Source organism: Amphritea sp. GJ51-11 (assembly GCF_055808735.1).
On sequence record NZ_CM147881.1, the window covers coordinates 789,163 to 812,111 of the forward strand.

At 47.8% G+C, this 22,949-nt stretch carries 20 protein-coding genes and 5 tRNA genes; 21 read left to right on the forward strand and 4 right to left on the reverse strand.

Features of this window, described 5'->3' with window-relative positions:
- The first annotated feature begins 4 nt into the window (after positions 1–4).
- Both AC0L4K_RS03355 and AC0L4K_RS03360 read left to right on the forward strand, forming a co-directional pair.
- Positions 5–1,678 (forward strand): ATP-binding cassette domain-containing protein, encoded by a 1,674-nt coding sequence (locus AC0L4K_RS03355; protein WP_473268202.1) that lies wholly within the window; start codon positions 5–7, stop codon positions 1,676–1,678.
- Positions 1,678–3,009 (forward strand): HlyD family type I secretion periplasmic adaptor subunit, encoded by a 1,332-nt coding sequence (locus AC0L4K_RS03360; protein WP_417227730.1) that lies wholly within the window; start codon positions 1,678–1,680, stop codon positions 3,007–3,009. The genes AC0L4K_RS03355 and AC0L4K_RS03360 overlap by 1 nt, the downstream gene beginning before the upstream one ends.
- A gap of 158 nt (positions 3,010–3,167) precedes the next feature.
- On the opposite strand, the gene AC0L4K_RS03365 is transcribed toward AC0L4K_RS03360, so the two are convergent.
- Positions 3,168–4,079, reverse strand: a complete 912-nt coding sequence (locus tag AC0L4K_RS03365; RefSeq protein ID WP_473268203.1) for a LysR family transcriptional regulator — start codon at positions 4,077–4,079, stop codon at positions 3,168–3,170.
- A gap of 204 nt (positions 4,080–4,283) precedes the next feature.
- On the opposite strand from AC0L4K_RS03365, the gene AC0L4K_RS03370 reads away from it, so the two are divergent.
- The 5 genes from AC0L4K_RS03370 to pobA all read left to right on the forward strand — a co-directional run bounded on the left by AC0L4K_RS03370 (position 4,284) and on the right by pobA (position 10,360).
- Positions 4,284–5,333, forward strand: coding sequence for an amidohydrolase family protein (locus AC0L4K_RS03370; RefSeq protein ID WP_473268204.1), 1,050 nt, complete (start codon positions 4,284–4,286; stop codon positions 5,331–5,333).
- 207 nt (positions 5,334–5,540) lie between these two features.
- Positions 5,541–6,479: a VOC family protein gene (locus tag AC0L4K_RS03375; RefSeq protein WP_417227733.1), complete on the forward strand. Its 939-nt coding sequence runs from the start codon at positions 5,541–5,543 to the stop codon at positions 6,477–6,479.
- A gap of 49 nt (positions 6,480–6,528) precedes the next feature.
- A complete protein-coding gene (locus AC0L4K_RS03380; RefSeq protein WP_417227734.1) occupies positions 6,529–7,614 on the forward strand; it encodes a fumarylacetoacetate hydrolase family protein in 1,086 nt (361 codons plus the stop codon).
- Between the two features lie 189 nt (positions 7,615–7,803).
- A complete protein-coding gene (locus tag AC0L4K_RS03385) occupies positions 7,804–8,874 on the forward strand; it encodes a Rieske 2Fe-2S domain-containing protein (RefSeq protein WP_417227735.1) in 1,071 nt (356 codons plus the stop codon).
- Between the two features lie 280 nt (positions 8,875–9,154).
- Entirely contained in the window at positions 9,155–10,360 is a 1,206-nt protein-coding gene (pobA, locus tag AC0L4K_RS03390) for a 4-hydroxybenzoate 3-monooxygenase (protein WP_417227784.1), read from the forward strand.
- A gap of 74 nt (positions 10,361–10,434) precedes the next feature.
- Here pobA and rarD read toward each other — a convergent pair whose 3' ends face one another.
- Both rarD and AC0L4K_RS03400 read right to left on the reverse strand, forming a co-directional pair.
- A complete protein-coding gene (gene rarD / locus AC0L4K_RS03395; protein ID WP_417227736.1) occupies positions 10,435–11,331 on the reverse strand; it encodes an EamA family transporter RarD in 897 nt (298 codons plus the stop codon).
- Positions 11,321–12,328 (reverse strand): hypothetical protein, encoded by a 1,008-nt coding sequence (locus AC0L4K_RS03400; RefSeq protein ID WP_473268205.1) that lies wholly within the window; start codon positions 12,326–12,328, stop codon positions 11,321–11,323. Before AC0L4K_RS03400 ends, rarD begins: the two co-directional genes overlap by 11 nt.
- A gap of 144 nt (positions 12,329–12,472) precedes the next feature.
- Between AC0L4K_RS03400 and AC0L4K_RS03405 the strand changes: the two genes are divergently transcribed.
- From AC0L4K_RS03405 to AC0L4K_RS03445, 9 genes are all read left to right on the forward strand, one after another.
- Entirely contained in the window at positions 12,473–12,937 is a 465-nt protein-coding gene (locus tag AC0L4K_RS03405) for an Lrp/AsnC family transcriptional regulator (protein ID WP_417227738.1), read from the forward strand.
- 250 nt (positions 12,938–13,187) lie between these two features.
- A tRNA-Glu gene (locus tag AC0L4K_RS03410) sits at positions 13,188–13,263 on the forward strand.
- Positions 13,264–13,274: 11 nt separating this feature from the next.
- A tRNA-Gly gene (locus AC0L4K_RS03415) sits at positions 13,275–13,350 on the forward strand.
- A 336-nt stretch (positions 13,351–13,686) separates the two neighbouring features.
- Positions 13,687–13,762, forward strand: a tRNA-Glu gene (locus tag AC0L4K_RS03420).
- Positions 13,763–13,773: 11 nt separating this feature from the next.
- Positions 13,774–13,849, forward strand: a tRNA-Gly gene (locus AC0L4K_RS03425).
- Positions 13,850–13,870: 21 nt separating this feature from the next.
- Positions 13,871–13,946 (forward strand) — tRNA-Glu (locus tag AC0L4K_RS03430).
- Between the two features lie 275 nt (positions 13,947–14,221).
- Positions 14,222–14,509, forward strand: coding sequence for a hypothetical protein (locus AC0L4K_RS03435; RefSeq protein ID WP_473268206.1), 288 nt, complete (start codon positions 14,222–14,224; stop codon positions 14,507–14,509).
- Complete coding sequence (locus AC0L4K_RS03440) at positions 14,499–15,728, forward strand: porin family protein (RefSeq protein WP_473268207.1); 1,230 nt, start codon at positions 14,499–14,501, stop codon at positions 15,726–15,728. Before AC0L4K_RS03435 ends, AC0L4K_RS03440 begins: the two co-directional genes overlap by 11 nt.
- Positions 15,729–15,751: 23 nt before the next feature.
- A complete protein-coding gene (locus AC0L4K_RS03445; protein WP_417227741.1) occupies positions 15,752–18,607 on the forward strand; it encodes a bifunctional diguanylate cyclase/phosphodiesterase in 2,856 nt (951 codons plus the stop codon).
- Between the two features lie 92 nt (positions 18,608–18,699).
- Here AC0L4K_RS03445 and AC0L4K_RS03450 read toward each other — a convergent pair whose 3' ends face one another.
- A complete protein-coding gene (locus AC0L4K_RS03450) occupies positions 18,700–19,095 on the reverse strand; it encodes a PA2817 family protein (RefSeq protein ID WP_417227742.1) in 396 nt (131 codons plus the stop codon).
- A gap of 147 nt (positions 19,096–19,242) precedes the next feature.
- Here AC0L4K_RS03450 and AC0L4K_RS03455 point away from each other — a divergent pair, with 147 nt between their 5' ends.
- Genes AC0L4K_RS03455 through AC0L4K_RS03475 form a run of 5 tightly spaced genes read left to right on the forward strand, consistent with a single transcriptional unit; the run spans position 19,243 to position 22,852 of the window.
- Complete coding sequence (locus tag AC0L4K_RS03455) at positions 19,243–20,190, forward strand: ABC transporter ATP-binding protein (protein ID WP_473268209.1); 948 nt, start codon at positions 19,243–19,245, stop codon at positions 20,188–20,190.
- The gene (locus tag AC0L4K_RS03460) at positions 20,183–20,956 is read left to right on the forward strand and encodes an ABC transporter permease (RefSeq protein ID WP_473268211.1); all 774 of its coding nucleotides are present in this window, start codon (positions 20,183–20,185) and stop codon (positions 20,954–20,956) included. The genes AC0L4K_RS03455 and AC0L4K_RS03460 overlap by 8 nt, the downstream gene beginning before the upstream one ends.
- Before the next feature lie 13 nt (positions 20,957–20,969).
- Positions 20,970–21,797, forward strand: coding sequence for an NADPH-dependent 7-cyano-7-deazaguanine reductase QueF (gene queF / locus AC0L4K_RS03465; RefSeq protein ID WP_473268212.1), 828 nt, complete (start codon positions 20,970–20,972; stop codon positions 21,795–21,797).
- 11 nt (positions 21,798–21,808) lie between these two features.
- Positions 21,809–22,360 (forward strand): nitroreductase family protein, encoded by a 552-nt coding sequence (locus tag AC0L4K_RS03470; RefSeq protein ID WP_417227746.1) that lies wholly within the window; start codon positions 21,809–21,811, stop codon positions 22,358–22,360.
- 30 nt (positions 22,361–22,390) lie between these two features.
- Positions 22,391–22,852 carry a YiiD C-terminal domain-containing protein gene (locus tag AC0L4K_RS03475; RefSeq protein ID WP_417227747.1) on the forward strand — a complete coding sequence of 154 codons (462 nt, stop codon included), beginning with the start codon at positions 22,391–22,393 and terminating at the stop codon, positions 22,850–22,852.
- Positions 22,853–22,949: the final 97 nt, after the last annotated feature.

Sequence of the window (22,949 nt, forward strand, 5' to 3'; positions counted from 1 at the left end):
TTAAATGAAGGAGTTCTACCGGCGTCTCACTCAGGAGAGACGCCTCGCTATCGAAGTACTCGTTGTGTCACTGATCATCAATATGTTGGGTCTAGTGTCATCGTTATATAGCATTCAGGTGCTGAATCGATATTTAGCATTGGGGATTGATGAAACACTGATTACGCTGACATTGGGTGCACTTATCGCTATCGGGCTTGAGGTCTTTCTCCGTGGCGCACGACATAATGTGGTGAAGTGGCTCTGTCGAAAGTCTGATAAGCAAATGGCGCACGCGGCTATGCATGCGATTACGACCAGCCGTTATATGTCGTTTGAAAACTTACCCGCAGAGGCGCGGCGAGAGGCATTGAGTGGGCTGAATACGGTGCAGATGTCATTCGGACCGCAAAACCTGTTATCAGTGGTTGATGGTCCGTTCGGATTGATTTTCGTGCTGTTTGTCTTTTTGCTGAGCCCTGTTGTGGGGCTCGGTGTGTTGCTATTAACACTATTGATTGCCGCACTGACATGGTTGCTTTATAACGCCATCGACGATCCGTCTAAGGGGCTGATTAAATCTGTTGTCTCTTGGGGACGGTTACAGAATGGGCTGTGTTCGAGTTCTGAACTGACGCGGGCTTTTCCAACTCAGGCGTTGATTAGCACTAAGTGGGATGAAAATGTCCAAGATGTAACACGCTTCCGAGGAATGGTGGCTGGCTTGCAGGGGCATATCGGTACCATTGGTATTATCAGTGCGGCACTTGGCAGTATTGTTATTTTCGGTTTAGGTTCTCGGGAAGTGCTGGCGGGTAACCTTGATGTGGGCTCATTAATTGGCGCCAGTATTCTCGGCTCTCGGGCGATTGGCCAGTTGAACCGCGTGATGCAACTGGTTGAACCGGTAAAAAGAGGACTGCGTTCTCTCGAACTTCTTGGCCAGCTTGCGCGCTTGCCACGGCAGAATGAGCAGGGCATGAGTCTGACGCATGTGAAAGGGGATATTACCTTTGAAGACCTTGCCTTTGCTTATGCAGGGCAGCCTGTACCGCTGTTTGAATCTCTCGATTTTAAACAACCACCAGGCACTGTTTTGGTGTTTAAAGGCAGCAATGGTGCGGGTAAAACCACCTTTGCTCGCTTATTGAGTGGGCTGCTTGAGCCTGCCAGAGGGCGAATTAAAATTGATGATATGGATTTAAGGCAGGCCTCTCAGGAGTGGTGGAGCCAGCAGTTAAGTTATTTCCCCCAGGAGCCAGCGTTTTTGGATGGCTCATTGCGAGAAAATCTCTCAATGGGGGCGGATATTGCTGATGATCGGTTAGTTGAGGTTATGCAAGAAGTGGGTTTGGGGGCTTTTTTACAGAACAGTAAAGAGGGACTTCTGATGCCGCTTTATGCGAACGGAGCTTCCCTTTCTATGGGGGTTAGGCGGCGTATTACCTTAGCGCGGGCGCTATTGGTCGATGGCCAAATTGTCATCTTTGATGATCCGACGGAAGCTTTGGATAGCCAAGGCTGTATAGCGGTTGCCAATATTCTTAATCGATTAGTGAAGGGGGGAAAAACCGTTATTGTGATGACGAATGAGCCTTTTATTATCAAGGCAGCAAACTTTATGATCGATCTTGATAGCAAGCCGCAGCCAACGGTTGTTCATGCCGCGCAAATAAACCATGAGGCGGCTGAAGACTGATGGCAAATAATCAATTAATCGGTAGGTTAAAATCGTACTTTGCACCGGCACATGATCCCGATGATATCACCAGCTTGTTTTCCAGCCGGGTGCATATCTGGGGGCTAAGTATCCTGCTGTTTGCTTTGGCATTGTGGGTCTCCTTTTTTACCCTCGATATGGCCAGTCGCTCCGTGGGTGAGGTGGTGCCATCGACACTGACTAAACCGATACAACACTTCGAAGGTGGTATTGTTCACGCGATTCTGGTGTCTGAAGGGCAGCGAGTCGTGAAGGGGCAGCCGCTGGTGGAGCTAAAACGTGTTGCATCCGAAGCCGACCTAGGGGTCGTCGAGAAACGTATACGCTCACTCGAAATTCGAATGATGAGAATTCGGGCGCAGCTTGCCGGTGAACAATCTTTCCCCGTACCAAAAGGCTATTCGCAACAGGATGCTCAACAGGTCAATAATGCTAATCAGATTTTGACCGCCGCGTTCGATCGCTATCACTCCACAGAGGATCGTTTGTCCCGCTTGATTGAACAGCGGCAGGCAGAATTGCGAGAGTTAAAATCGAGGGAGTTGCATCTTAATCAGAAGTTACGCTTACTCAGAGAGCAGGTGAGTATTAATAATGCACTGCTCAAAGATGGTTTGGTCACTAAGTATGAGCAATTAAACTTATTGAAAGAGGAGCGAACGGTGACCGGTGCAGTGGCTGAGATCCGTTCGACCAAACAAAGTGCAGAGGCCTCGATAGCCGGAGCAAAGTCTGAATTAGAGTCTTTTAGGTCAACAGAGACTGAAGCGTTAGAAACGGAGTTCTCAGAAACGAATATGGAGCTTGAGGAGCTGAAAGATCAGCGCTTGAAGCTAACCGATACTCAGGATCGGCTGATTGTTATGGCGCCCTCCGATGGAGTGGTATTAAATCTTAATGTCTTGGGGCCTGGAGTGATTGTGAAGCCTGGTGGTACCTTGATGAATCTAGTGCCGGTGGATGATCCTTTAGTGATTGAAACCCGTTTGCCGGTGGGGGATGTTGGTTTGGTCAGAGTCGGTCATCGGGTACGGATGGAATTGATGTCAGGCACGGCCCGAGGGTTCCGGCCTATCACGGGTAAGGTGGTTTCGGTGAGTGCTGATCGCATGATGGATAATGATGGCATGCCATTTTATAAGGTCAGAGTGAAGCCTGATTCCTATGAGTTTATTCGTGGCGTGCAATCGTTTCGCTTGATTCCCGGAGTACGTGTTCAGGTATCGATATTGGTGGGTACACGCACGGTTGTTAGTTACCTGTTCGAGCCGTTTATGTCGATCTCTCAAAATGCACTGATTGAGCCTTGAGTCGGCGTCATCTTAAAGCAGTGTTATCTCACGTAGAGGCACTGCTCAATACCTCTGCTGTTTTTCTGAGTCATGAGCGTTAGGTGATGCTAGATAAGGGCAGAGGTTGTTTTAACTGTTCGGCTTAAGTTGACGTCGGGCTGAATATCAACCGTTGTTTATGACTTTTTATCTAGCTCTTGGCTGCTGGTTTGCAATAGGCCTGCTAACCATTGCAACCCGGGGTCAGAGTCCCTGACGTTATGCCACTGGATCCCCTCGACAATCTCCGGGAAGGGGGTCCAGGTTGGGTGTAGTTTGATGGGATATAACTTGGCGAAATGCAGAGCATAGCGGCGATGCATTGTCGCCAGTCGCTTGGTACCGATGATCGCCTGACAGAGTGCACCAAATTCAGGTAGTTGCACTTCTACGCGGCGTTTCCAGCCGTTTCTGTTAATATAATGGTCTGCAATCGAGGGGCGCCGCTCCGGGCCAAACGCGGCAATGGCGTGACCACAGGCGAAAAAAGTATCCACATCTATCTCTTCAAAACCGGCTTCATCCCAACTGATGATCACCTCATCATCCCGCCAAAGTTCTGTAAAGGTATGATTCGACAGTGCCAATGTATCGACGGTTAGCAGTAGATCTATTTCGGCGCGATCAAAGCGGTTAATGGTTTGTTCGCTTGGGGGGACGATCTCGAAGGTCACTTTAGGGGCTAGGGTTGCCGCTTTAGCCACTACATTGCCGAGCAGGATAGTGTAGGCGTAATCCGAGGCGGATATCACGAAGTGACGTGCGGTGGTGGCCGGATCAAAACTGCCAGCCCGGGTGATTTCGCCCCTGATTTGCAGCAGTGCTCGGTGTACCGGTTCCGCTAGTGCCTCGGCTTTAGGCGTCAGAAACATGCGGCGACCACGTTGCACGAGTAGCTCATCATTAAAGTATTCCCGCAGTCGCTTAAGAGCCCCGGTCACCGCCGGTTGGCTCAAGTGAATGCGTCGCGCCGCCGCCGAAACGTGTCGCTCCTCAATCAGTGCCTCAAGGGCAACCAGTAGGTTTAAATCTAATCCGTCAAATCGCATTGGGCTAATCTATCAGCGGCACTTATAGCTTGCAAGGTTAATTATGATTGGACGCTTATATGTGTTAGATGGGAAATTAGACCATCAGTCTTTATATCTATGTGTGCGTTTAGCACCGCGAAGTCGCATAACGGTTTCTGCAACTGATTTTCTTTGTGTGTACCTTCGTCATTATAAAAATAATAGTTAATGGGGTTTTAATTCATGAGTGTTGTTAGTTGTGCAGATCAAAATTTAATTCCGGTTGAGCGTAAAGGCAAACACTTGGTGGTGGATATCCATTGTCATTTAAATGTGCCCGCTGCGGATGGCATTGTGCAGGTTAATTACCCGGGACCACCGCCGGGAATTAATGAATTTTCATGTGCTAAAACCTTAGAGGTTAACCGTGCTCAATTTGGCACAATCGGTGCGACACTCAATGGTGTAGAGCAACGTATTAAGGATATGGATCGGTTGGGCATTGATGTCCAAGCGATGTCTCCGAATCCGGGCCAATATTTTTATTTCACGGATGCTGACATCGGTTTGCACGCCGCTAAACTGGTTAATGATGGCATTGCACAAGCGGTGGAGGCGAATCCCGATCGTTTTGTGGGTATGGGGACTGTGCCATTACAAAACGTGCCGATGGCGATTGCCGAGATGAAACGCTGTGTGCGTGAACTGAATCTACGGGGCATTGAGATAAGCTCAAACGTCAATGGTAAAGATTTACACAGCGAAGAGTTTCGTCCTTTCTTTGCTGCCGCCGAGGCGTTGGGTGTTCTACTCTTTATTCATCCGTTAGGTTTCACCCAAGCTAACCGTATGACGGAATACTATTTTAATAATCTGATTGGTAACCCGTTGGAATCCACGTTGGCTGTGGGTCATCTGATTTTTGGCGGTGTGTTGGATCGCTATCCCGGTTTGAAAATCTGTGTTGCGCACGGTGGCGGTTATATTCCGGGCTACTGGGGACGTATGGATCATGGCTGGCGTGCACGGGCCGATTGCAGCGAACATTGTCAGCACCTGCCATCGAGTTATCTGCGTAAGCTATGGTTCGACACTCTGGTGTTCGATAAGGATCAACTCGATTCTTTAGTGCGTACTCAAGGGGCTGATCGTTTATGCCTCGGTAGCGATTATCCTTTTGATATGGCTGAACCAAACCCAGTTGAGTTCCATCAGCATCTTTGTGATGGGGATAAAGCCAAAATTATGGGGCTAAATGCGGCGGATCTATTGGGATTAACATTGCGAACCTGAGTTATTTGGGGGGCACCTATAGTGAGTACTGATAACTTAACCTATAAGTAATACGAATAGCTTGATGGTTTTTATTATATTGGACGCTGATAGGTTAGGCGCCTATATTGATCCAACCTTTAGTCGAGTCGCGGTTTCGATGAGTAAGTGATTTGTGGTGTGCTGCTGACCGGTTCAAAAATAAAATAAAAAAGGAGTAACCCTTATATGCGTCTTAAAAGCCCTCATCATGTGAGATTTCAGGTGCAGGACCTTGCTCAAACTGAAGCGTTTGCGCAAGATTTTGGTCTATTGACCGTTGAGCGAACCGAGCAGCGTTTAGTGATGCGCACAGGCGGCGGTGACGCCTTTGCTTATGTCGCCGAAAAGGCCGACGAACCCCGTTTTATTGGCCTCGCGTTTGAGGTTGAAAGTGAAAGTGATCTGCGTCATGCGATTGATGAACATGGCGCTTCGCCCATTCGTCAATTGACGACTCCCGGCGGTGGTGTGGCGGTGACCTTGATGGATCCAAATGGTTTCGAGATTGATTTGGTCCATGGCATTGAATCTGTCGCAGCAGAGCCCGCGTATGCCTCGCTTATTATGAACTCGCCACAGGAATACGCGCGCGAAGGCCGTTTTGAACCTAAGCGTCCGATGGGGCCGGCAAAACTATTTCGTTTAGGCCATGTGGGATTGTTTGTGCCAAGTTTTGGAGAAAGCCTCCCTTGGTATCAAAAGGTGTTAGGGCTTATTCCGAGTGATGTTTATCACATCCCGGGTCAGCCGCATGCCCAGATCGTTGGCTTCTTGCGTCTTGACCGTGGTGAAGAGTTGGTCGACCACCATGTTATTGCCTTGATGCAGAGTCAAACAGGTGAAAGCGCCTGCCATCATATTAGTTTCGAAGCACAAGATTTCGAAGCGCAATTTATGACGCACCGCTTCTTAGAATCGAAAGACTACGAATTGGTGTGGGGCGTCGGACGTCACCCCCATGGTAGTCATATTTTTGATGTATGGCGTGACCCGGATCGTAACCGTTTTGAAACTTTCTCAGATACCGACCGGATGAAAGCCAGTGATGGTTCACGCGTACACAATATTGCTGATGTCGAAATGGATGTGTGGAGTTCAGAGCCACCAGATCGCTACTTTAGCTGATCGCCATGTTCGCACACAGTAAACAGCATTGAGTAGAGGAATACAGTTTATGAGCTCAAAAGAATTTACGGCATACCAGGTACAGCCTGCAGTAGAGCCAGAGAATATTGACCCGATTACCGGCCTCGTCGAGGGGACTTTTGGTATTGGTACTTATCAAGCACGGGGCGAAGGTGAACTCCCGTTTCCAGGTTTAGTGTTGCCCGGTGGCAATGTGTTAAATCTGTCGGATCGTTATGTGGATACCCATGCGATCTTTAATGATTGGGATCGTGCTCTTGAATGGGCTAAATCATTAGCCGAAAAGCAAGATCGTCCCGCACAATCGTTTCAAGATCTGATTATCTTGCCGGTGCTGGCTCATCCTAATATGCTATGTGCCGCATCGAACTATCGTCAGCATGTTGCTGAGATGATGACGTTCAACAAGTTTAACCAAGATAAGCGCTTGCCAGGCGAAGACGATGAAGCGTTTTTCAAACGCAACTATGAAGAGGTCGATCGTCGCGGTCGTGAAGGCACACCTTTCTTTTTTGTGGGTATGCATTCAGCTTTATGTGGCGCGAATGATGATGTTCCTTTACCACTCGTTGGCGATCAACCGGATTGGGAGTTAGAACTTGGTATCATCGTTGGAAAAAGCGAGCGTTATGTTAGGCCTGAGGACGCAGAAAACCTGATCGCGGCTTATGTCATGGTCAACGATATTGGTACGGTGGATGAATTTAAACGGGCTGATATTAAGTTTAACTTCGACTGGATCAGTAAATTCCAGCCTAACTTCAAACCGTTTGGCCCTTTTGCGGTGCCGAAAGAGTTTGTTGATCGTCAAAAAATGCAGATTAAGTTGAATGTTAACGGTGAGAAGCGCCAAGACTGGCCCGCTGAAGATATGATTTTTTCACCTAGTCAGGTGCTGTCCCATGCGTCTGAGCGGATCAAGTTACTGCCCGGCGATCTGATGATTATGGGGTCTCCTCCGGGTAACGCCGCCACGCTCGGTGGTTTATGGCTGAAGCCGGGAGATGTTATGGAAAGTTCTATTACTTACCTTGGCCGTCAGCGGAATAACATTGTCGAAGAGGAAACTAACGGACGTACGCCAACTTACGGCCCATTTAAAACGGAATGGTAAGTGAGTCGTTCGCTCTCTATTGAGCGTTCTGTTATGACTTGAGTCTATGTATACCAGAACGCTTTAAGCGCTGCAGGGGTTAACCCATGGGCGCTATTTTTGGGTTTGCTAAAACGAGTCTATTTGAATCGCAAGAGCTGCTCAAAAAGCACAACAAATATAAAAATATAAATTGGGGAATATTTAATTATGTATCCATACAAATATGAAAGCTCAATTGTTCGTAACCGTTGGTATATAGCGGCGTTTTCGAATGAGATTTCACGCGAACCTATCGAACGCACCTTATTGAATAAACCGGTTGTGATGTATCGCAAAGAGAATGGTACGCCGGTAGCGATGTATGGCTTATGCCCTCACCGTTATTATCCTTTAGCAAAAGGACGGCTTGAAGGTGATGCTATTGTGTGCGGTTATCATGGCTTTACCTTTGCGGATACGGGTGAGTGTGTTGATATTCCCTCCCAGGACAGTGTCAAAGCTAAGTTTTGCCAACCGGTGTATCCATTAGAAGAACGCGGCCCCCTTTGCTGGATCTGGATGGGCGATCTTGATCAGTGTGATACGAACTTGATTCCCCCTTACGAAGACTTTGGTCTAGGCCTGCCCGGTTGGCATTACAGTTCAGAAAACTATTTTCTGCTTAACGGTCGTTCGCAACTGTTAATTGACAACCTAATGGATCTGACTCATCTGCCGTATGTGCATCATCATGTAGGTGGTGGCGAAGCGATGAAAAAAATACCCCTGAAGACTGAAGAGCGTGAAAGAAGTTACCGCATTGTGCGCAGTGGTAAGGCGCCATGGAACCCCTTCTTCACCGAGGTGTTTGGTGCTGAGGCGGCCTATGAAGGGCTGGCAGACTTTGACTCATTGAGTGATTTCTATGGTCCAGAATTGATTAAAACCAGTTTGCCGATTGTGACTAAGTTGGCGGGTCACGATACAGTGCCTGAGGCGTTGGGGGCGTTATTGATTCTTCATGCGATCACTCCCGAAACAGAAACAACCACCCATTACTTTGGTTTTTCTGTACGTAATTTTAGGCAGGGTGATGAGGCGTTAGACCGCTTCCAACAAGAATCTGATATCACCATTCGTCAGCAGGATGTCGATGCGATTAATGCGGTTGAAGAGCGTTTAGACGTGGCGGCGAGTGTGCAGAAAGAATTGCTCGCACTTGCGGATGTGCCCGCAGTGCAGGCGCGTAGAAAAATTGAGGCGATGTTGGCTAAGGAGTACGGCCAGCAAGACACTTAATTTAAATCAGGCTTTATTCTTAAATAAGCCTTAGCTGAGTCATTGCGATATTGGGATCCTCATTGAGGGTCCCTTTTTTCGTTTTCGGGGTATTTGAGTGTGAAGTGTCGCTCACTGGTGAATATCGAGAGTGCGGGTTAAGGGGTAAACTGTTTAAAAAGTACAATCAATAGATCTAATCGTCTATTTTTTGCACGCCGGGTTCCCGGCAGTATAGATCTCTATTAATTCGAAGCATTGTGGTTTAAAGCTGCTAAGACAAGAGATGATTATGAATACTATAAAAACTCAAGTTGCAATTATTGGTGCGGGCCCTTCAGGGCTATTGCTAGGTCAGTTGTTAGCGAAGCAGGGCATTAGTAATATTATTTTAGAACGGGTAACGGGTGACTATGTCTTAGGGCGCATTCGCGCGGGTATTCTGGAACAAGGGTTTGCTGACTTGGTGCGTGAGGCGGGTGTTGCTGAACGCATGGATCAAAGTGGTGATGTCCACCATGGCTTCGAAATTTCCGCTAATGGCCAGCGTCATCATATTGATCTGCAAGGACTGACCGGCGGTAAAACCGTGGTTTGTTATGGTCAGGTCGAGATTACTCAAGATCTGATGAACGCCCGTGAAGCGGCAGGTCTGACGACCTATTATGAAGCCTCTGCCGTGCAGCCACACAATGTTACCTCAGACACACCTTCGATCACCTTTGAGCATGGCGGTGAGCAGTATGAACTACAGTGTGACTATATTGCCGGTTGTGATGGTTTCCACGGCATTTCTCGCCAGACCATTCCCGAGGAAAAGCGCACCGAATATGAACGCGTCTATCCGTTCGGTTGGTTAGGGCTGCTGAGTGATACGCCTCCGTGTAATAGTGAGTTGATCTATTGTAAACATGAGCGTGGTTTTGCGCTGGCGAGTATGCGTTCCGAAACCCGCTCCCGTTATTATCTGCAAGTGCCACTGACCGATAAAGTTGAAGACTGGTCTGATGATGCATTCTGGGATGAGCTGAAAAAACGTCTGCCAGCAGATGTGGCGGACAATATGGTTACCGGACCTAGTATTGAAAAGAGTATTGCGCCGCTGCGATCATTTGTTTGTGAACCGATGCAGTATGGGCGTTTGTTTTTAGTTGGTGATGCTGCGCATATTGTGCCTCCGACAGGGGCGAAAGGACTTAACCTAGCGGCTTCTGATGTGGCGACGCTGTATAAAATCATGACGCGGGTTTATCAGGAGAATGATCCTGAATGTATTACCCAATATTCGGCGATTGCGCTGCGTCGGGTTTGGAACGGTGAACGTTTCTCTTGGTGGATGAGTAATATGTTGCATAACTTCGGTCAGATGGAAACCGGTGATATGGATGCGGCAACCTTTAAACGCTTTATGGATTCAGAGCTGGATTACTATCTAAACTCTGAGAACGGCCGCCGGGTAATTGCTGAGCAATATGTGGGTCTGCCGTATGAAGAGTTAGCGCCCTGAGCTATCAGCGAAGGTTTGATTTTATGTAAGCAATACCGGCGAAAGCCGGTATTTTTTTGTCTGATAGGGGCGCGCTAAAACGCGCTCTGTTTGTTTTTCCACAGACCTTCGGCGGTAAAGAAGATTAAGCCGGCCCAGATAAGGGCAAAGGTGACTAGGCGATTAGCATCCAGTGGTTCATGGTAGACCAGTACCGCTAATAAAAAGGTGATGCTTGGTGCGGTGTACTGTAGCAGCCCATTGAGGGTTAATGTTAGCCGGCGGGCCCCCGCAGCAAAGCAGATCAGCGGTAGGCTGGTGATAATCCCTGCAGCAATTAGTAGTAGGTCCATATCAATTCCTTGGGTTAAAAACGTCAGTTGGTCGTGCTGCTCTAACCAGAATAGATAGAGTAGGGCAAACGGGCTGATCAGTAAGGTTTCGATTAACAGACCGGAAAATGGGTCAACGACGATACGTTTACGTAATAAACCGTAGATACCGAAACTGCAGGCGAGAAACAGTGCGACCCAGGGCAGGCTGCCAAGTAATACCAATTGATATCCGACACCAGCGACCGCCAATAGAATAGCGATCCATTGTCCTCTACGTAGGCGCTCGCCGAGAAAGATCATGCCTAACAGTAGGCTGATCAAGGGGTTGATAAAATAACCGAGAGAGGTTTCCAGAATCCGTCCCTGGCCAACGGCCCAAATAAACACCAGCCAGTTCAGGGAGACAAAGATAGCGGACATGGCAAGGCTGACCAGTAAGCGTTTTTGGCGCAGGTTGCCGACCAGTGTTTGCCAACGGCCCGATACCATAATAAATAATCCAAGGAAGACCAGCGACCAGATAATCCGGTGACACAGCACTTCAAAGGGACTGACCTCAGCAACACTTTTAAAGTAGATGGGAAACAGCCCCCACATGCCGTAAGCGGAAAGGGCAAACAACATGCCTTTTTTTAGCTCTTGCGTATCAGTTTGCATTGAGACGTCCTATGTCGGTGTTGTCGGGCGTATTGAGTAACCAGCGATGCTGGAATGTCTTTGAGGTACGGTTTAGCCAACGGGTCATAATAGCAAGAAAGACAAAACTGAAGGCAAGGCGTGTCCAGAGTACGCCGGATAGGTCTGCACCGAGGGTCATAACCAGTAAGGTGTCTTCGATAATGCTATGACTCAGGCTGAGTAGGCAGAGTGCCGAAAAGCAGTCTTTGGGGCTGATATGTCCACTCTGGGCTTCTCTTATTAGTAGTCCGCCTCCGAAAGATAAGCCTAAGGTGACGCCAATAATCGTTAACGAGGTGGCTTGGGTGCTAATCCCCAGTAGTTTCAACAGTGGTTGCAGTAGCCAGATCATCAAGCGTTCAATATGCACCCAGCGCAGAAAGCGTAGCAGACTCATTAGCGCGGTGATAATCACAATGATCATAATAAAGCTCTTAAGTTGATTAAGGCCCCAGCTCAATAAGCTGTTATCGGTGACGGGTTGTTGCCAGATGAGGACCACTGGCTGCTGTAGCCAGTCGGCCCACTGATAGCTGTAGTGGAGTAACATGCCGAGCGCCAATGCCGATAACAGACGGATGAGCAGCGCGACTATTATTTTTACACCAGCCTTTTGCACGATACGTAGCTCTATCGGTAGGCTGTGGGCGATCAACATCATGCTGCTAAGCACCGTGACTTGGGCGACAGTCAGATGTTCCTGCGGGGCTAATTGAAAAAAGATCAGCATACCGCCGTAGATATTGGTTAATAGCGTGGTGGTCCAGACGAGGCCCATTGAGTCGGGTAAGCCGACTAGCTGCATAATAGGTTCTAATGCCAAGCTGATATAGGGAATAGCGCCGAACTCTTCTAATGCTTTTACAACCAGTAACACTGGAATCATGATTTTAAAGAGTAGCCAGCAGACCTCATAGATCTCCCGTGCCAACTGGGGCAGGGTGCTATGGAAAAATTGATTGAATAACTGTCGCATAAAAGAGGTTCCGCTAAGGCTGGGTAACAGAAGGCTAGTCTAAATGAGAATTCTGTCCTATGATTTCAATGAGTGGCTTCAAACGAAATAATATTGCAAATTTCATCATCAAACTTTCTAAAAGTTAACAAATAGGTTGTCTTTATGTTATTTGATCTTGATCGAACCGATCGGCGTATCCTCAATATCCTGCAGCGAGACAGCCGCACCAGCAACCAAGCATTAGCAGAACAGATCGGTTTATCACCGCCAGCGTGCCTGCGTCGAGTTCGTCGACTGAGAGAGGCTGGTGTCATTATGGCGGAGGTCGCGCTGATCAATCCGCGGTTGGTCGGGCGTTATATAAATGTCATTGTTGAAGTCGAGATGGTGCGTGATCAGCTGGATATCTACGCTGCTTTTAAGCGCAAGATGGAATCGGTTCCAGAGGTGACGCAATGTTATCAGGTGACCGGTGAGGTTGATTTTCTCTTGATGCTGATGGTGGAAGATATGGAAAGTTATGAGCGTTTCACCCGTCAATATTTATCGACTGATGCGAACCTGAGTAAGTTTAGAACGTTGATCTCACTTCGGCGGGATAAGTTTAGTACTGCGATTCCTTTATAAGTGACGAATTTTCGCACAGTGCATTAGTCGGGTTCTATTTATAGTGTTTTGAGCCGTATGGTGAATGGTTACTTTAGGCGCTGAGGGCGAGATAGTAGGGGCTTAGGCGTGTTGAGTTAACGGGGCTGGAGACATGAGCCTGTATTTTTTAAAAATACTAAAAAAATATTACAAAATTGATGGAAAGGGGTTGACCGAAACGGGCCAGATCAATAAGATACGCCCCGTCTTCTGGAAACAGAGCCACAGCGTCCCATTCGTCTAGTGGCCTAGGACACCGCCCTTTCACGGCGGTAACAGGGGTTCGAACCCCCTATGGGACGCCACTTTTTATGACGCGGAATTAGCTCAGTTGGTAGAGCGGAACCTTGCCAAGGTTCAGGTCGTCGGTTCGAGCCCGATATTCCGCTCCATTCTTGATACTCTCTCTTCTTTATTATTCACTTTTATTTTTCTTCGGCTTAATTCTTTCTGCATCCTTATTGCTCAACACCTTGCGATTGACGGTGACGTATAGCTTTAATCTTTAGGCTTCCCTCTTTAATGTACGACCATCTTCTACGCTTGCTTGTGTGGCTGAGCGCTGCTCGTTAGCCTGATTCTTTTTACCCGTATTAGACTCAACTATTTGCCGTGCTGCAGTTGTGTCGATTGAATGAATTTTTTGTATATTTTTTCTTGACGGGGGTGGGGTTAGTCATTAATATACGCGCCTCCTCTGATGACGAGGAGAGATACAAATGTGTTTAGTCCCATTCGTCTAGTGGCCTAGGACACCGCCCTTTCACGGCGGTAACAGGGGTTCGAACCCCCTATGGGACGCCACCTTTTGTAACGCGGAATTAGCTCAGTTGGTAGAGCGGAACCTTGCCAAGGTTCAGGTCGTCGGTTCGAGCCCGATATTCCGCTCCAATATACAGTTCATCAATATGCGTCCCATTCGTCTAGTGGTCTAGGACACCGCCCTTTCACGGCGGTAACAGGGGTTCGAACCCCCTATGGGACGCCACTTTTTTCTTTTTTCCTCTCATATCTGTTCATTATCCCTAAAATTCTTCAGCTTTTTGCTGTGGAATATTTTTTGTCTTATAAGCTTCGTATATACTCAGTAACTTAATGATTTGATAGGTAATCATTTAAATGGTCTGGCTGATAAGGATATCACTGCTCTTTGTTGTCGTACTGAGCCTTTCTGTAGGAAGCGCTTCCGCACATTCAGTGATCGTCTCTCAAGACGTTAAACAACAAACACTCGACAGAAATTTTCTTTTTGCTGTTTTTTCGATGCGCGTTACCCGTTGGCCAGATGGAAGGCCGATACGGGTCTTTGTGTTGCCCGATAGACATCCTCTACACAGCCTGTTTGTTAAGCAACAGCTACAAGTTTTTCCTTATCAGTTAAGAAATAAATGGGATCGTCAGGTTTTTACTGGCGCAGGCTCTGAACCTGAACGGGTGGATACCATGGAAGAGATGTATCGCAATGTCAGTCAGAACAAAGGGGCGATCGGCTATATTGAAGAGTCATTTAAGCTAGATCTTGAAAAAGTGAGGGTTGTCGATGAATTTTAAATATCTTTCGGCCCTGCTGGTTTCAGGATTGGGCGCTTTTTGCTCCGTTGCCTTTGCTGAGGGCTCAGATAATGATTTCTCGGTGAATGGCTTCATCACTCAGGGCTTCTTCTATACCGATGAAAACAACGTCTATGGTGAAAGTAGCGAACATGGCAGTTTTGACTTTCATGAGATCGGCTTAAATACGGCCTATCGTTTTACCCCAAAGTTACGTGGCGCGGTTCAGTTGATGTCCCGCCAGGCGGGAGAGGTAGACAACGGTGATCCTCAACTGGATTATGCGCTGCTCGACTACCGTTTCACTGACTCTGTAGAACATGCGGTTGGCATGCGGGTTGGTCGGCTGAAAGTCCCTTTTGGTTTTTACAATGAGACTCGTGATGTAGCCTTTACCCGGCCCAGCATTATGTTGCCACAGTCGCTCTATTTTGATCAGGCGCGGGATTTAGAGTTGTCGATCGATGGTGCGATTTTGTACGGTTCTATATCGGTGCCCGGTGGTTGGCTTGATGTTGATCTACTGTATGGCAGTCCGCAAACCGACACAAATGTTGAGTATGCCTACCTTGCCGTGGATGCCGTGGGTGAGTTTGATCAATCAGAAGGCTTTATGGGGCGGGTGATTTACAATACTGAGAGCGGTCGGTTTCGGCTTGGGGCAACAGTGTCTGAATATCGGTTAGGTTATCAGCCCGCAGGGGGAACAGTGCCCTTTGACTATAATGGCGGCGATCCTCAGTTTGAATTTCATGACGGCGATCTTAAGCTGAACGTGGCGATGCTCTCGGCACAGTACAACACCGAACACTGGAGCTTAACCGGTGAGTATATGGTGCATGACATTGACTGGACCGAATTAGGCGGTATTTATGCTGCCCGGCCAAAGACCCCGTTAACATCCTATTATTTACAGCTGCAATATCGACTCAACTATAACTGGGACCTGTTGCTGCGCTATGACGACTTGATGCTGGATGGTAATGATCCCAAAGGCAAAGAGAATAGCCAAATGTTCTATCCCCGCCAAGCGCATAATTTTTATAGCCAAGATGTCACCCTTGGGGTGGGCTGGCGGCCTAATTCGGACTGGCTATTTCGGGCTGAGCTACATAATGTAGAAGGTACTGGCTGGGCTGCAGAACAGGATAATCCAGATTCTGCCAAATTACGTAAGTACTGGAATATTTTTGCTTTGCAGGCGACTTACCGTTTCTAAACTATGACATCGTGAGATAGAGCATGATGGTTGACGTACACCGAAAGTTTGTAAGTATCAGGTGGAAAATCTTCATCCTGCTAGTGGTTGTGCTGGTCGGGGTGCAGGGCATGTATGCTTTTTTCTCACTGACGCAGCTCAATGAGCAGTTTAAATTACAGCGAGAGCAGATCAATTTATCCGAGGTGGCCCGCCTCGATGGCTCGGTTGAAGCCTCTTATCAGCGCTTGCTTGAAGTCGCTGAACTATTGCCGTTGATCGATAACAGCTCGCAGGAGCAACACGCTACGCCGTTGGCCCATCTGACGCAGATGATTAATCTTAAGTTTGATGCGTTTCAACTGACTGGCTCGGTGAATGCTGCGTATCTTTTTGATGGTCAGGCCCGCATGGTGGGTTTTTGGGGCGAAAGAGTTGATATCCAAGCAGATGATATTCGCCGTGTATATGAAACTGAACGACCATTACGTAAGTTGGTGTGTACCACCGTATGTCTGCGATATGTCGCCATTCCTATTCAGATGGCGGGAGAGAAGCAGGGCGTGCTAATGGTTGGCCGTTTTCTCTATGATGTTATTTATGACATTAAACAGCAGACCACGTTGGATATTGGCTTGGCACTGCAAGCTCCCGCTGGCGTGGGTGAATTAGGTAACTGGGGGTTGTTGATCAACTCTTTGACGAACCGATCGCAAAATCAGGAACTGTTAGAGCGGCTTAGTTTAGAGCAAAGCTTCAACCCCGGGGGTGGGAGTTATGTGTTGGAATATAATGACCGGTATTTCGAGGTGCTTTTCTCTCCCTTAAAAGGGGTTAGCGAAGGACAGGCCTATTGGGTTGTATTGGATGATATCTCAGGCCATTTATTAAGTATTCGTCAAAGTTTATTGAACTACCTGCTGCTGGGTCTCGGCGGTATTCTCACGGCCTTGGTGCTGTTGTCACTGTTGTTACAAAAACCGATTCATTTCTTTACCCGTTTGGCGCAGGATATGTCGCTGTTAAGTCGCGGAGAGTTTGGCGAGTTTCGTAAAAACTTGGCGGAGTTTCGCACCCGACGGCCTATTTTTGGTGAAGACGAGCGGGACCTGCTGGTTCAAAGTTCGGTCCTGTTGAGTGAACAGCTTGAAGGGTTGGAGGATGAGGTTGCTGAACGCACCGATAGCCTCGAAAAAAGCCGTCATGCGTTAACTCAAGAACGAGACTTTTTATTCGGCCTGCTGGAAACCGCACCGCTGGTTATTATTACCCAGAATGGTAAAGGGCAATTACGCAGTGTTAACCACTTTGGTCTGCAATTGATGGATCTCGATAGTCAGTCATTCCGTAAAGCGACTTTCTTGGATACCCTGCAGCGGGAAGAAGAGCGGCTCGACTTCCTATCTAATACCGGCCGGTTGATGGATGGTCTGGAAACGGAAGTGCGCACTGACAGTGTGTTACTTGATAGTGGTGGTAATCGCCATGACCTTTCTTGGCTGCATGTACGGTTGCGAAAATCCCAAGATGAACCGCTGATGTTAAGTATTGGTATGGATATCAGTGATCGTAAGCTAGCTGAGCGCCGTCTCCAGTGGCTAGTGAATCATGATCCCCTTACCGAGCGCCCCAATCGATTATTCTTTATGAGCTGCTTGAATGATGCGATTGAAAAGGGTCGCAGTACCGGAAGCCATGTTGGGGTGCTGTTCATTGACCTAGATCGCTTTAAAGAGGTTAATGATTCTTTGGGTCATACGGTGGGCGATAAACTACTGAAAGTGGCGACCCGGCGGATCAGTGAGTGTATTCGTGATACGGACCTGTTGGCGCGGCAAGGGGGCGATGAGTTTAGTGTATTGCTCACCAGTATCCGAGATCTTGAAGGGGCAGAGGTGGTTGCTAGTAAAGTCCTTCAAGCGTTTCAGCAACCCTTCTGGATTGGTGAATATGAAATTGTGGTCACTGTGAGTATTGGTATAAGTCTGTTCCCTGATCATGGCGATGATGGCGCTACGCTGATCAAACATGCTGATGTTGCGATGTTCCAAGCCAAAGACGCCGGTAAAAATTGTTACTTTATCTACGATGTAGAGAAAGATCATCAGCGTTTTGAGCGTTTCTCTCTAGGAGCTGATTTACGTAAAGCAATCCAGAATGATGAGTTGGTACTTTACTATCAACCTCAGGTGGATGCTGTCACGAGCCGGGTTATCGGGGTGGAAGCTTTAGTGCGTTGGCAGCACCCTAGCGCCGGTTTATTGCCGCCGGATCGCTTTATACCTTTAGCGGAAGAGCTCGATCTGATTATACCCTTAGGTGAGTGGGTATTACGTGAAGCCTGTCGGCAGATGCAGGCCTGGATTCATGTTGGTCTGCCGGACATGAAAGTATCGGTTAACCTGGCGGGTCAACAGATAGCCCATGAGCGTCTGATCAGTAGTGTTGAAGAGGCCTTGTCTGAATCGGGCCTCAGTCCCGAGAATCTTGAGTTGGAAGTGACCGAAAACTTTGTTATTCGTCAGCCTGAGGTCGCGGTGGGCAAGTTAACCTATCTGCGGGAGCGGGGAATTACGTTGGCGATGGATGATTTCGGTACCGGTTATTCGTCGCTTAGTTATTTGAAGAAATTGCCGATCGATCGGTTAAAAATTGATCGCAGCTTTGTTAAAGATATTGGTATTGATCGCAGTGATGAGTCGATTATCAAAGCGACATTAGCGATGTGCCATACGCTGGGGCTGGAAGTGGTTGCCGAAGGGGTTGAGACCAGTGAACAGTTGAGTTTCTTAAGGGAGAATAACTGCCAAATCATTCAGGGCTACTATTTTAGTAAACCTTTGCCGCCTGAAGCCTTTATGCAATATATCTGTCATTCACAGCCGTTGAAGGATATTTGAAACTTTAGTCAGCCGAAATCCACGAGTTGATAAGTGTGGATTTCGGTTGCTGTAAAGTGTTACAGCAACAAATAGCCGAATTAAGTACTCTATTAGTTTTGCCCGAAAATGCTCGCGCGGGTATTGATATAGTCAAACTCTTCGCCTTGCTCTTCTGCGGTAAAGCGCAGCTCGTCGAGACGTTGGAATTTTTCTAATTCGATATCCGCCATGTTATGTAGGCAGGTGCCGCCGAAAAACCAGAGAAGGTCGCGGGCAATGAGATGCGCCAGTTGAGGATACATACGAAATGCTCGGTCAAGGAACTGCTCACCTTCTTGATAGATCTGCGTATCACCCTGTTCAAAATCATGAATCAGCTGCTGAAAATCAAGAATAAACTGCTCCTCTTCAGCCGAAATCTCCTCAAGGGTGAAAGGTTCCTGATGAATAAAATTGTTATAGGCAATTTTAAGGAAATTAAGGTGGTGAAACTGATAAGGTGTCATAGTGTTCCGTGCGTTATATACGAGAGCAAAGCGACATTTTAACCCAGAATTTAAGTGGCAGTAACCGTTGAAATTGTCTCCGGCTGCCCCAATCTATGCTGTTTAATCGATTCAGCATTCCCTCTTAGCAATGCCACAGGAAACTGCATGACAGCTGCACTCTCCATCAAAGATCTGCGTAAGGTTTACAAAAATGGTTTTGAAGCACTGAAAGGTATCTCGTTTGAGGTGCAAGAAGGTGACTTTTTTGCGTTACTCGGCCCCAACGGGGCAGGTAAGTCAACGACGCTGGGTATCGTCTCCTCATTGGTGAATAAGACCAGTGGCCAGGTCGAAGTGTTTGGTTACAACCTCGATAGTCAGGCCGATAAGGCTAAATGTGAGCTGGGTGTTGTGCCACAGGAGTTTAATTTTAATATGTTCGAGAATGTCGAAGATATTTTGATTACTCAGGCCGGCTATTATGGCATTGCTGCGACAGAGGCGAAGAAACGCAGTGAGTTTTATCTACGTAAGTTAGGTTTATGGGATAAGCGACATGAACCCTCGCGGAGTCTTTCTGGCGGGATGAAACGTCGTTTAATGATTGCCCGTGCGCTGATACATCAGCCGCGCTTGTTAATATTAGATGAGCCTACAGCGGGGGTTGATATTGAGTTGCGCCGCTCAATGTGGGCATTTCTGCAAGAGTTAAATGCTAATGGCACGACGATTATTTTAACCACTCATTACCTAGAAGAAGCGGAAAGCCTGTGTCGCAATATCGGTATTATCGACCGGGGTGTGATTGTTAAAAACTCCAGTATGCGAGACCTATTGCAACAGTTGAATACCGAGACCTTTATTCTCGACACGGCACAGTCGTTGAGTGAATGTCCCGTGTTGGAGGGCTATCCGGTGACGCTGGAAAAAGATCTCTCTTTACGTGTGGAGGTCGAAAAGTCTCAGGGGATGAATCGTTTATTTAGTCAATTATCCGAGCAGGGGATTGAAGTGACCAGTATGCGTAACAAGAGCAACCGCTTGGAAGAGTTGTTTGTTTCATTGGTGGATAAAACCCTAGACGACAAAAATAAGGGTGAAAACAATGAATAATCGCCAACTGTTTATTGCTTTTTGGACGCTGCTGGTTAAAGAGGTGCGCCGGTTTACGCGTATCTGGGGGCAGACACTGTTACCTCCTGCGATTACCATGACACTCTACTTTATTATTTTCGGTAACCTGATTGGCTCACGTATCGGTGAGATGGGTGGCTTTGATTATATGCAGTTTATTGTGCCCGGCTTGATTATGATGTCGGTGATTACCAACTCATACAGCAATGTGGTGTCCTCTTTTTATAGCACTAAGTTTCAGCGGCATGTAGAAGAGCTATTGGTTTCCCCTACACCTAACTGGATTATCTTGGCAGGGTATGTCATCGGGGGATCGGTGCGTGGGTTATTGGTGGGCTTGATCGTGACGACATTGTCGTTGTTCTTCACCGATCTGCATATTCATAACTTCTGGGTGATTACCTCTATCGTCTTTTTAACCGCTATTTTGTTTTCGCTGGGGGGCTTTATTAATGCGATTTTCGCTAACAGCTTTGATCATATCTCGATCATTCCGACCTTTGTGTTAACTCCGTTGACTTATCTTGGAGGTGTGTTCTATTCCATCAGTTTGTTGCCTGAGTTTTGGCAGGGCGTTTCCCAGTTGAACCCCATACTCTATATGGTCAACACCTTCCGATATGGCATTTTAGGTGTCAGTGATATTAATATCGGTCTGGCTTATGCCATGATCATCGGTGTGATTGTGGTGTTGTTCAGTTATTCCATGTATTTGCTCAATACCGGCAAAGGTATACGACAGTAGCGAGGTTCGCCAGATGAAAGATCAACAAAACGCCCTAGATCATGCGCCTCTGGGGGCTGATACTACCTATGTTAATCAGTACGATGGGTCGCTGCTATACCCGATTGCGCGGGATCTAAACTGGAAGGCTCAGGGCGTTGATCGCACTGCACTGCCATTTCAGGGATGTGATATCTGGAACGCTTATGAAGTTTCTTGGCTAAATAGCCGAGGAAAGCCGGTGGTTCGGCTGGCCGAGTTTCGTATTCCCGCTGCTAGTAGCCATATTGTTGAGTCGAAATCGTTTAAGCTTTATCTCAACTCGTTTAATCTGACCCGCTTCGAGAGTGAAGCTGAGGTGCAGGTGCGTATGGTTGAAGACTTATCTGCGGCGGCTGGTGGTGCGGTTGAGGTGTTGTTATTGCCGGTCGATAACAGCGCTGCGATCAGTCACTTTAAGGGTGAGTGCTTAGATGACTTGGATATTGAGGTGGTTGATTATAGCCCTGCTCCACAGCGTCTTAGTGCGGTGGGTGCGGTGGTGGAAGAAGCATTATATAGTCATCTGCTGAAATCGAATTGCCCGGTGACCGGACAACCCGATTGGGCGAGTATTTCGATTGACTATCGAGGCCCCGCTATCGAAAAAGCCGGTTTGCTGCACTACCTGATCTCTTATCGTGAGCACGGTGATTTTCATGAACAGTGTGTCGAGTCGATTTTTATGGATATTTGGCAGCGCTGCCAACCAGAGAAACTAACGGTTTATGCCCGTTATTTACGACGCGGAGGGTTGGATATTAACCCTTGGCGTAGTAGTGAGGCGGGTCAGCCTGTGAATTTACGTTTAAGCCGCCAATAACGGGAGTTAACATGGACGCACTGGATAATCTGCATCAGCGAGTCTCCATCGCTGCGCTGGAAGCACCTGGGCCTAGCCCTCAGCAGTTGGAGAATATGTACCGTGCGGCTCTTCGCGCGCCGGATCATGGTGCGATACAGCCATGGCGGTTTCTGAATATAGCGGGTGATGCGCGCCATAAGCTGGGTGAACTCTACCTGAGTGCAATGGCAGCGGATCAGTTGCTTTCTGCTGAACAGCAAACGAAATTCAAAAATATGCCGTTAAGAGCACCGCTGATTATTGTGGCGATTGCGGCTATTAAAGATCATCCCAAGGTACCTCACTCGGAACAAATTCTTGCTGCCGGTTGTGCGGTACAGAATATGTTATTGGCCGCTCATGCTCAGGGCTTAGGGGCCATTTGGCGTACCGGCGAATTGGCTTATCATCCGCTAGTGATGGCGGGTTTAGGGTTGCAGGCGGATGAACAGATAGTGGGTTATCTCTACGTCGGCACACCGATACGGCAACGTAAGGCTCCCCAGCCTGATATCAGCCAATTTGTCAGCGATTGGAGCTGATTGTTCAAACGATAGAGCAGGGCTAACTGGATGAATCATCAACAAACAGCAGATCTCTTTCAATTATGGCTGAAAGAGCAGATTCCATTGATTGGCCATATGGGACTAGGTGATCCGGTTTATGATGGTCGATCATTAACACTGACGGCGGCATTGGCTCCTAATGTTAACGATAAAGGCACCGGTTTTGGTGGCTCGTTAGCGACTCTGGCAACCCTCTGCGGCTGGGCTATTGTGACCCTGTATCTACGCGAGCAGGGACGTGATTGTGACGTGATGATTCGCGATAGTCAGCTCAAATATTTAGCGCCCGTGTTGGGTGATTTTACGGCAACAACGACGCTTCCCGAGCAAGCCGAGCTAGATGGTTTTATCGCGTATATGGATAGCAAAGGGCGGGCCCGACTGAATCTAGACGTTGAGGTTCGTCAGGGTAACAAGGTTGCAATGACCTTAGCTGGTGCTTATGTGGCGGTGGAAAGACCTTCGTAGCGGATTGCTCGAAGGTTGCAGAAAGAGCGACTCACTCGACGCTCAGAAAGTCAGTAAGAAGACTTGCTTTGCATCATTGATGCTCGCAAGTCTTTTT

What these genes read in the sequence shown, in the direction of transcription:
- AC0L4K_RS03455 (WP_473268209.1), top strand. Translation starts at nt 19,243, where the DNA reads ATGACAGCTGCACTCTCCATCAAAGATCTGCGTAAGGTTTACAAAAAT.
- AC0L4K_RS03405 (WP_417227738.1), top strand. Translation starts at nt 12,473, where the DNA reads ATGTTATTTGATCTTGATCGAACCGATCGGCGTATCCTCAATATCCTG.
- AC0L4K_RS03445 (WP_417227741.1), top strand. Translation starts at nt 15,752, where the DNA reads ATGATGGTTGACGTACACCGAAAGTTTGTAAGTATCAGGTGGAAAATC.
- AC0L4K_RS03360 (WP_417227730.1), top strand. Translation starts at nt 1,678, where the DNA reads ATGGCAAATAATCAATTAATCGGTAGGTTAAAATCGTACTTTGCACCG.
- AC0L4K_RS03385 (WP_417227735.1), top strand. Translation starts at nt 7,804, where the DNA reads ATGTATCCATACAAATATGAAAGCTCAATTGTTCGTAACCGTTGGTAT.
- queF (WP_473268212.1), top strand. Translation starts at nt 20,970, where the DNA reads ATGAAAGATCAACAAAACGCCCTAGATCATGCGCCTCTGGGGGCTGAT.
- AC0L4K_RS03450 (WP_417227742.1), bottom strand. Translation starts at nt 19,095, where the DNA reads ATGACACCTTATCAGTTTCACCACCTTAATTTCCTTAAAATTGCCTAT.
- AC0L4K_RS03380 (WP_417227734.1), top strand. Translation starts at nt 6,529, where the DNA reads ATGAGCTCAAAAGAATTTACGGCATACCAGGTACAGCCTGCAGTAGAG.
- AC0L4K_RS03440 (WP_473268207.1), top strand. Translation starts at nt 14,499, where the DNA reads ATGAATTTTAAATATCTTTCGGCCCTGCTGGTTTCAGGATTGGGCGCT.
- AC0L4K_RS03400 (WP_473268205.1), bottom strand. Translation starts at nt 12,328, where the DNA reads ATGCGACAGTTATTCAATCAATTTTTCCATAGCACCCTGCCCCAGTTG.
- AC0L4K_RS03435 (WP_473268206.1), top strand. Translation starts at nt 14,222, where the DNA reads ATGCGCGTTACCCGTTGGCCAGATGGAAGGCCGATACGGGTCTTTGTG.
- AC0L4K_RS03375 (WP_417227733.1), top strand. Translation starts at nt 5,541, where the DNA reads ATGCGTCTTAAAAGCCCTCATCATGTGAGATTTCAGGTGCAGGACCTT.
- rarD (WP_417227736.1), bottom strand. Translation starts at nt 11,331, where the DNA reads ATGCAAACTGATACGCAAGAGCTAAAAAAAGGCATGTTGTTTGCCCTT.
- AC0L4K_RS03355 (WP_473268202.1), top strand. Translation starts at nt 5, where the DNA reads ATGAAGGAGTTCTACCGGCGTCTCACTCAGGAGAGACGCCTCGCTATC.
- AC0L4K_RS03370 (WP_473268204.1), top strand. Translation starts at nt 4,284, where the DNA reads ATGAGTGTTGTTAGTTGTGCAGATCAAAATTTAATTCCGGTTGAGCGT.
- AC0L4K_RS03470 (WP_417227746.1), top strand. Translation starts at nt 21,809, where the DNA reads ATGGACGCACTGGATAATCTGCATCAGCGAGTCTCCATCGCTGCGCTG.
- AC0L4K_RS03475 (WP_417227747.1), top strand. Translation starts at nt 22,391, where the DNA reads ATGAATCATCAACAAACAGCAGATCTCTTTCAATTATGGCTGAAAGAG.
- AC0L4K_RS03365 (WP_473268203.1), bottom strand. Translation starts at nt 4,079, where the DNA reads ATGCGATTTGACGGATTAGATTTAAACCTACTGGTTGCCCTTGAGGCA.
- AC0L4K_RS03460 (WP_473268211.1), top strand. Translation starts at nt 20,183, where the DNA reads ATGAATAATCGCCAACTGTTTATTGCTTTTTGGACGCTGCTGGTTAAA.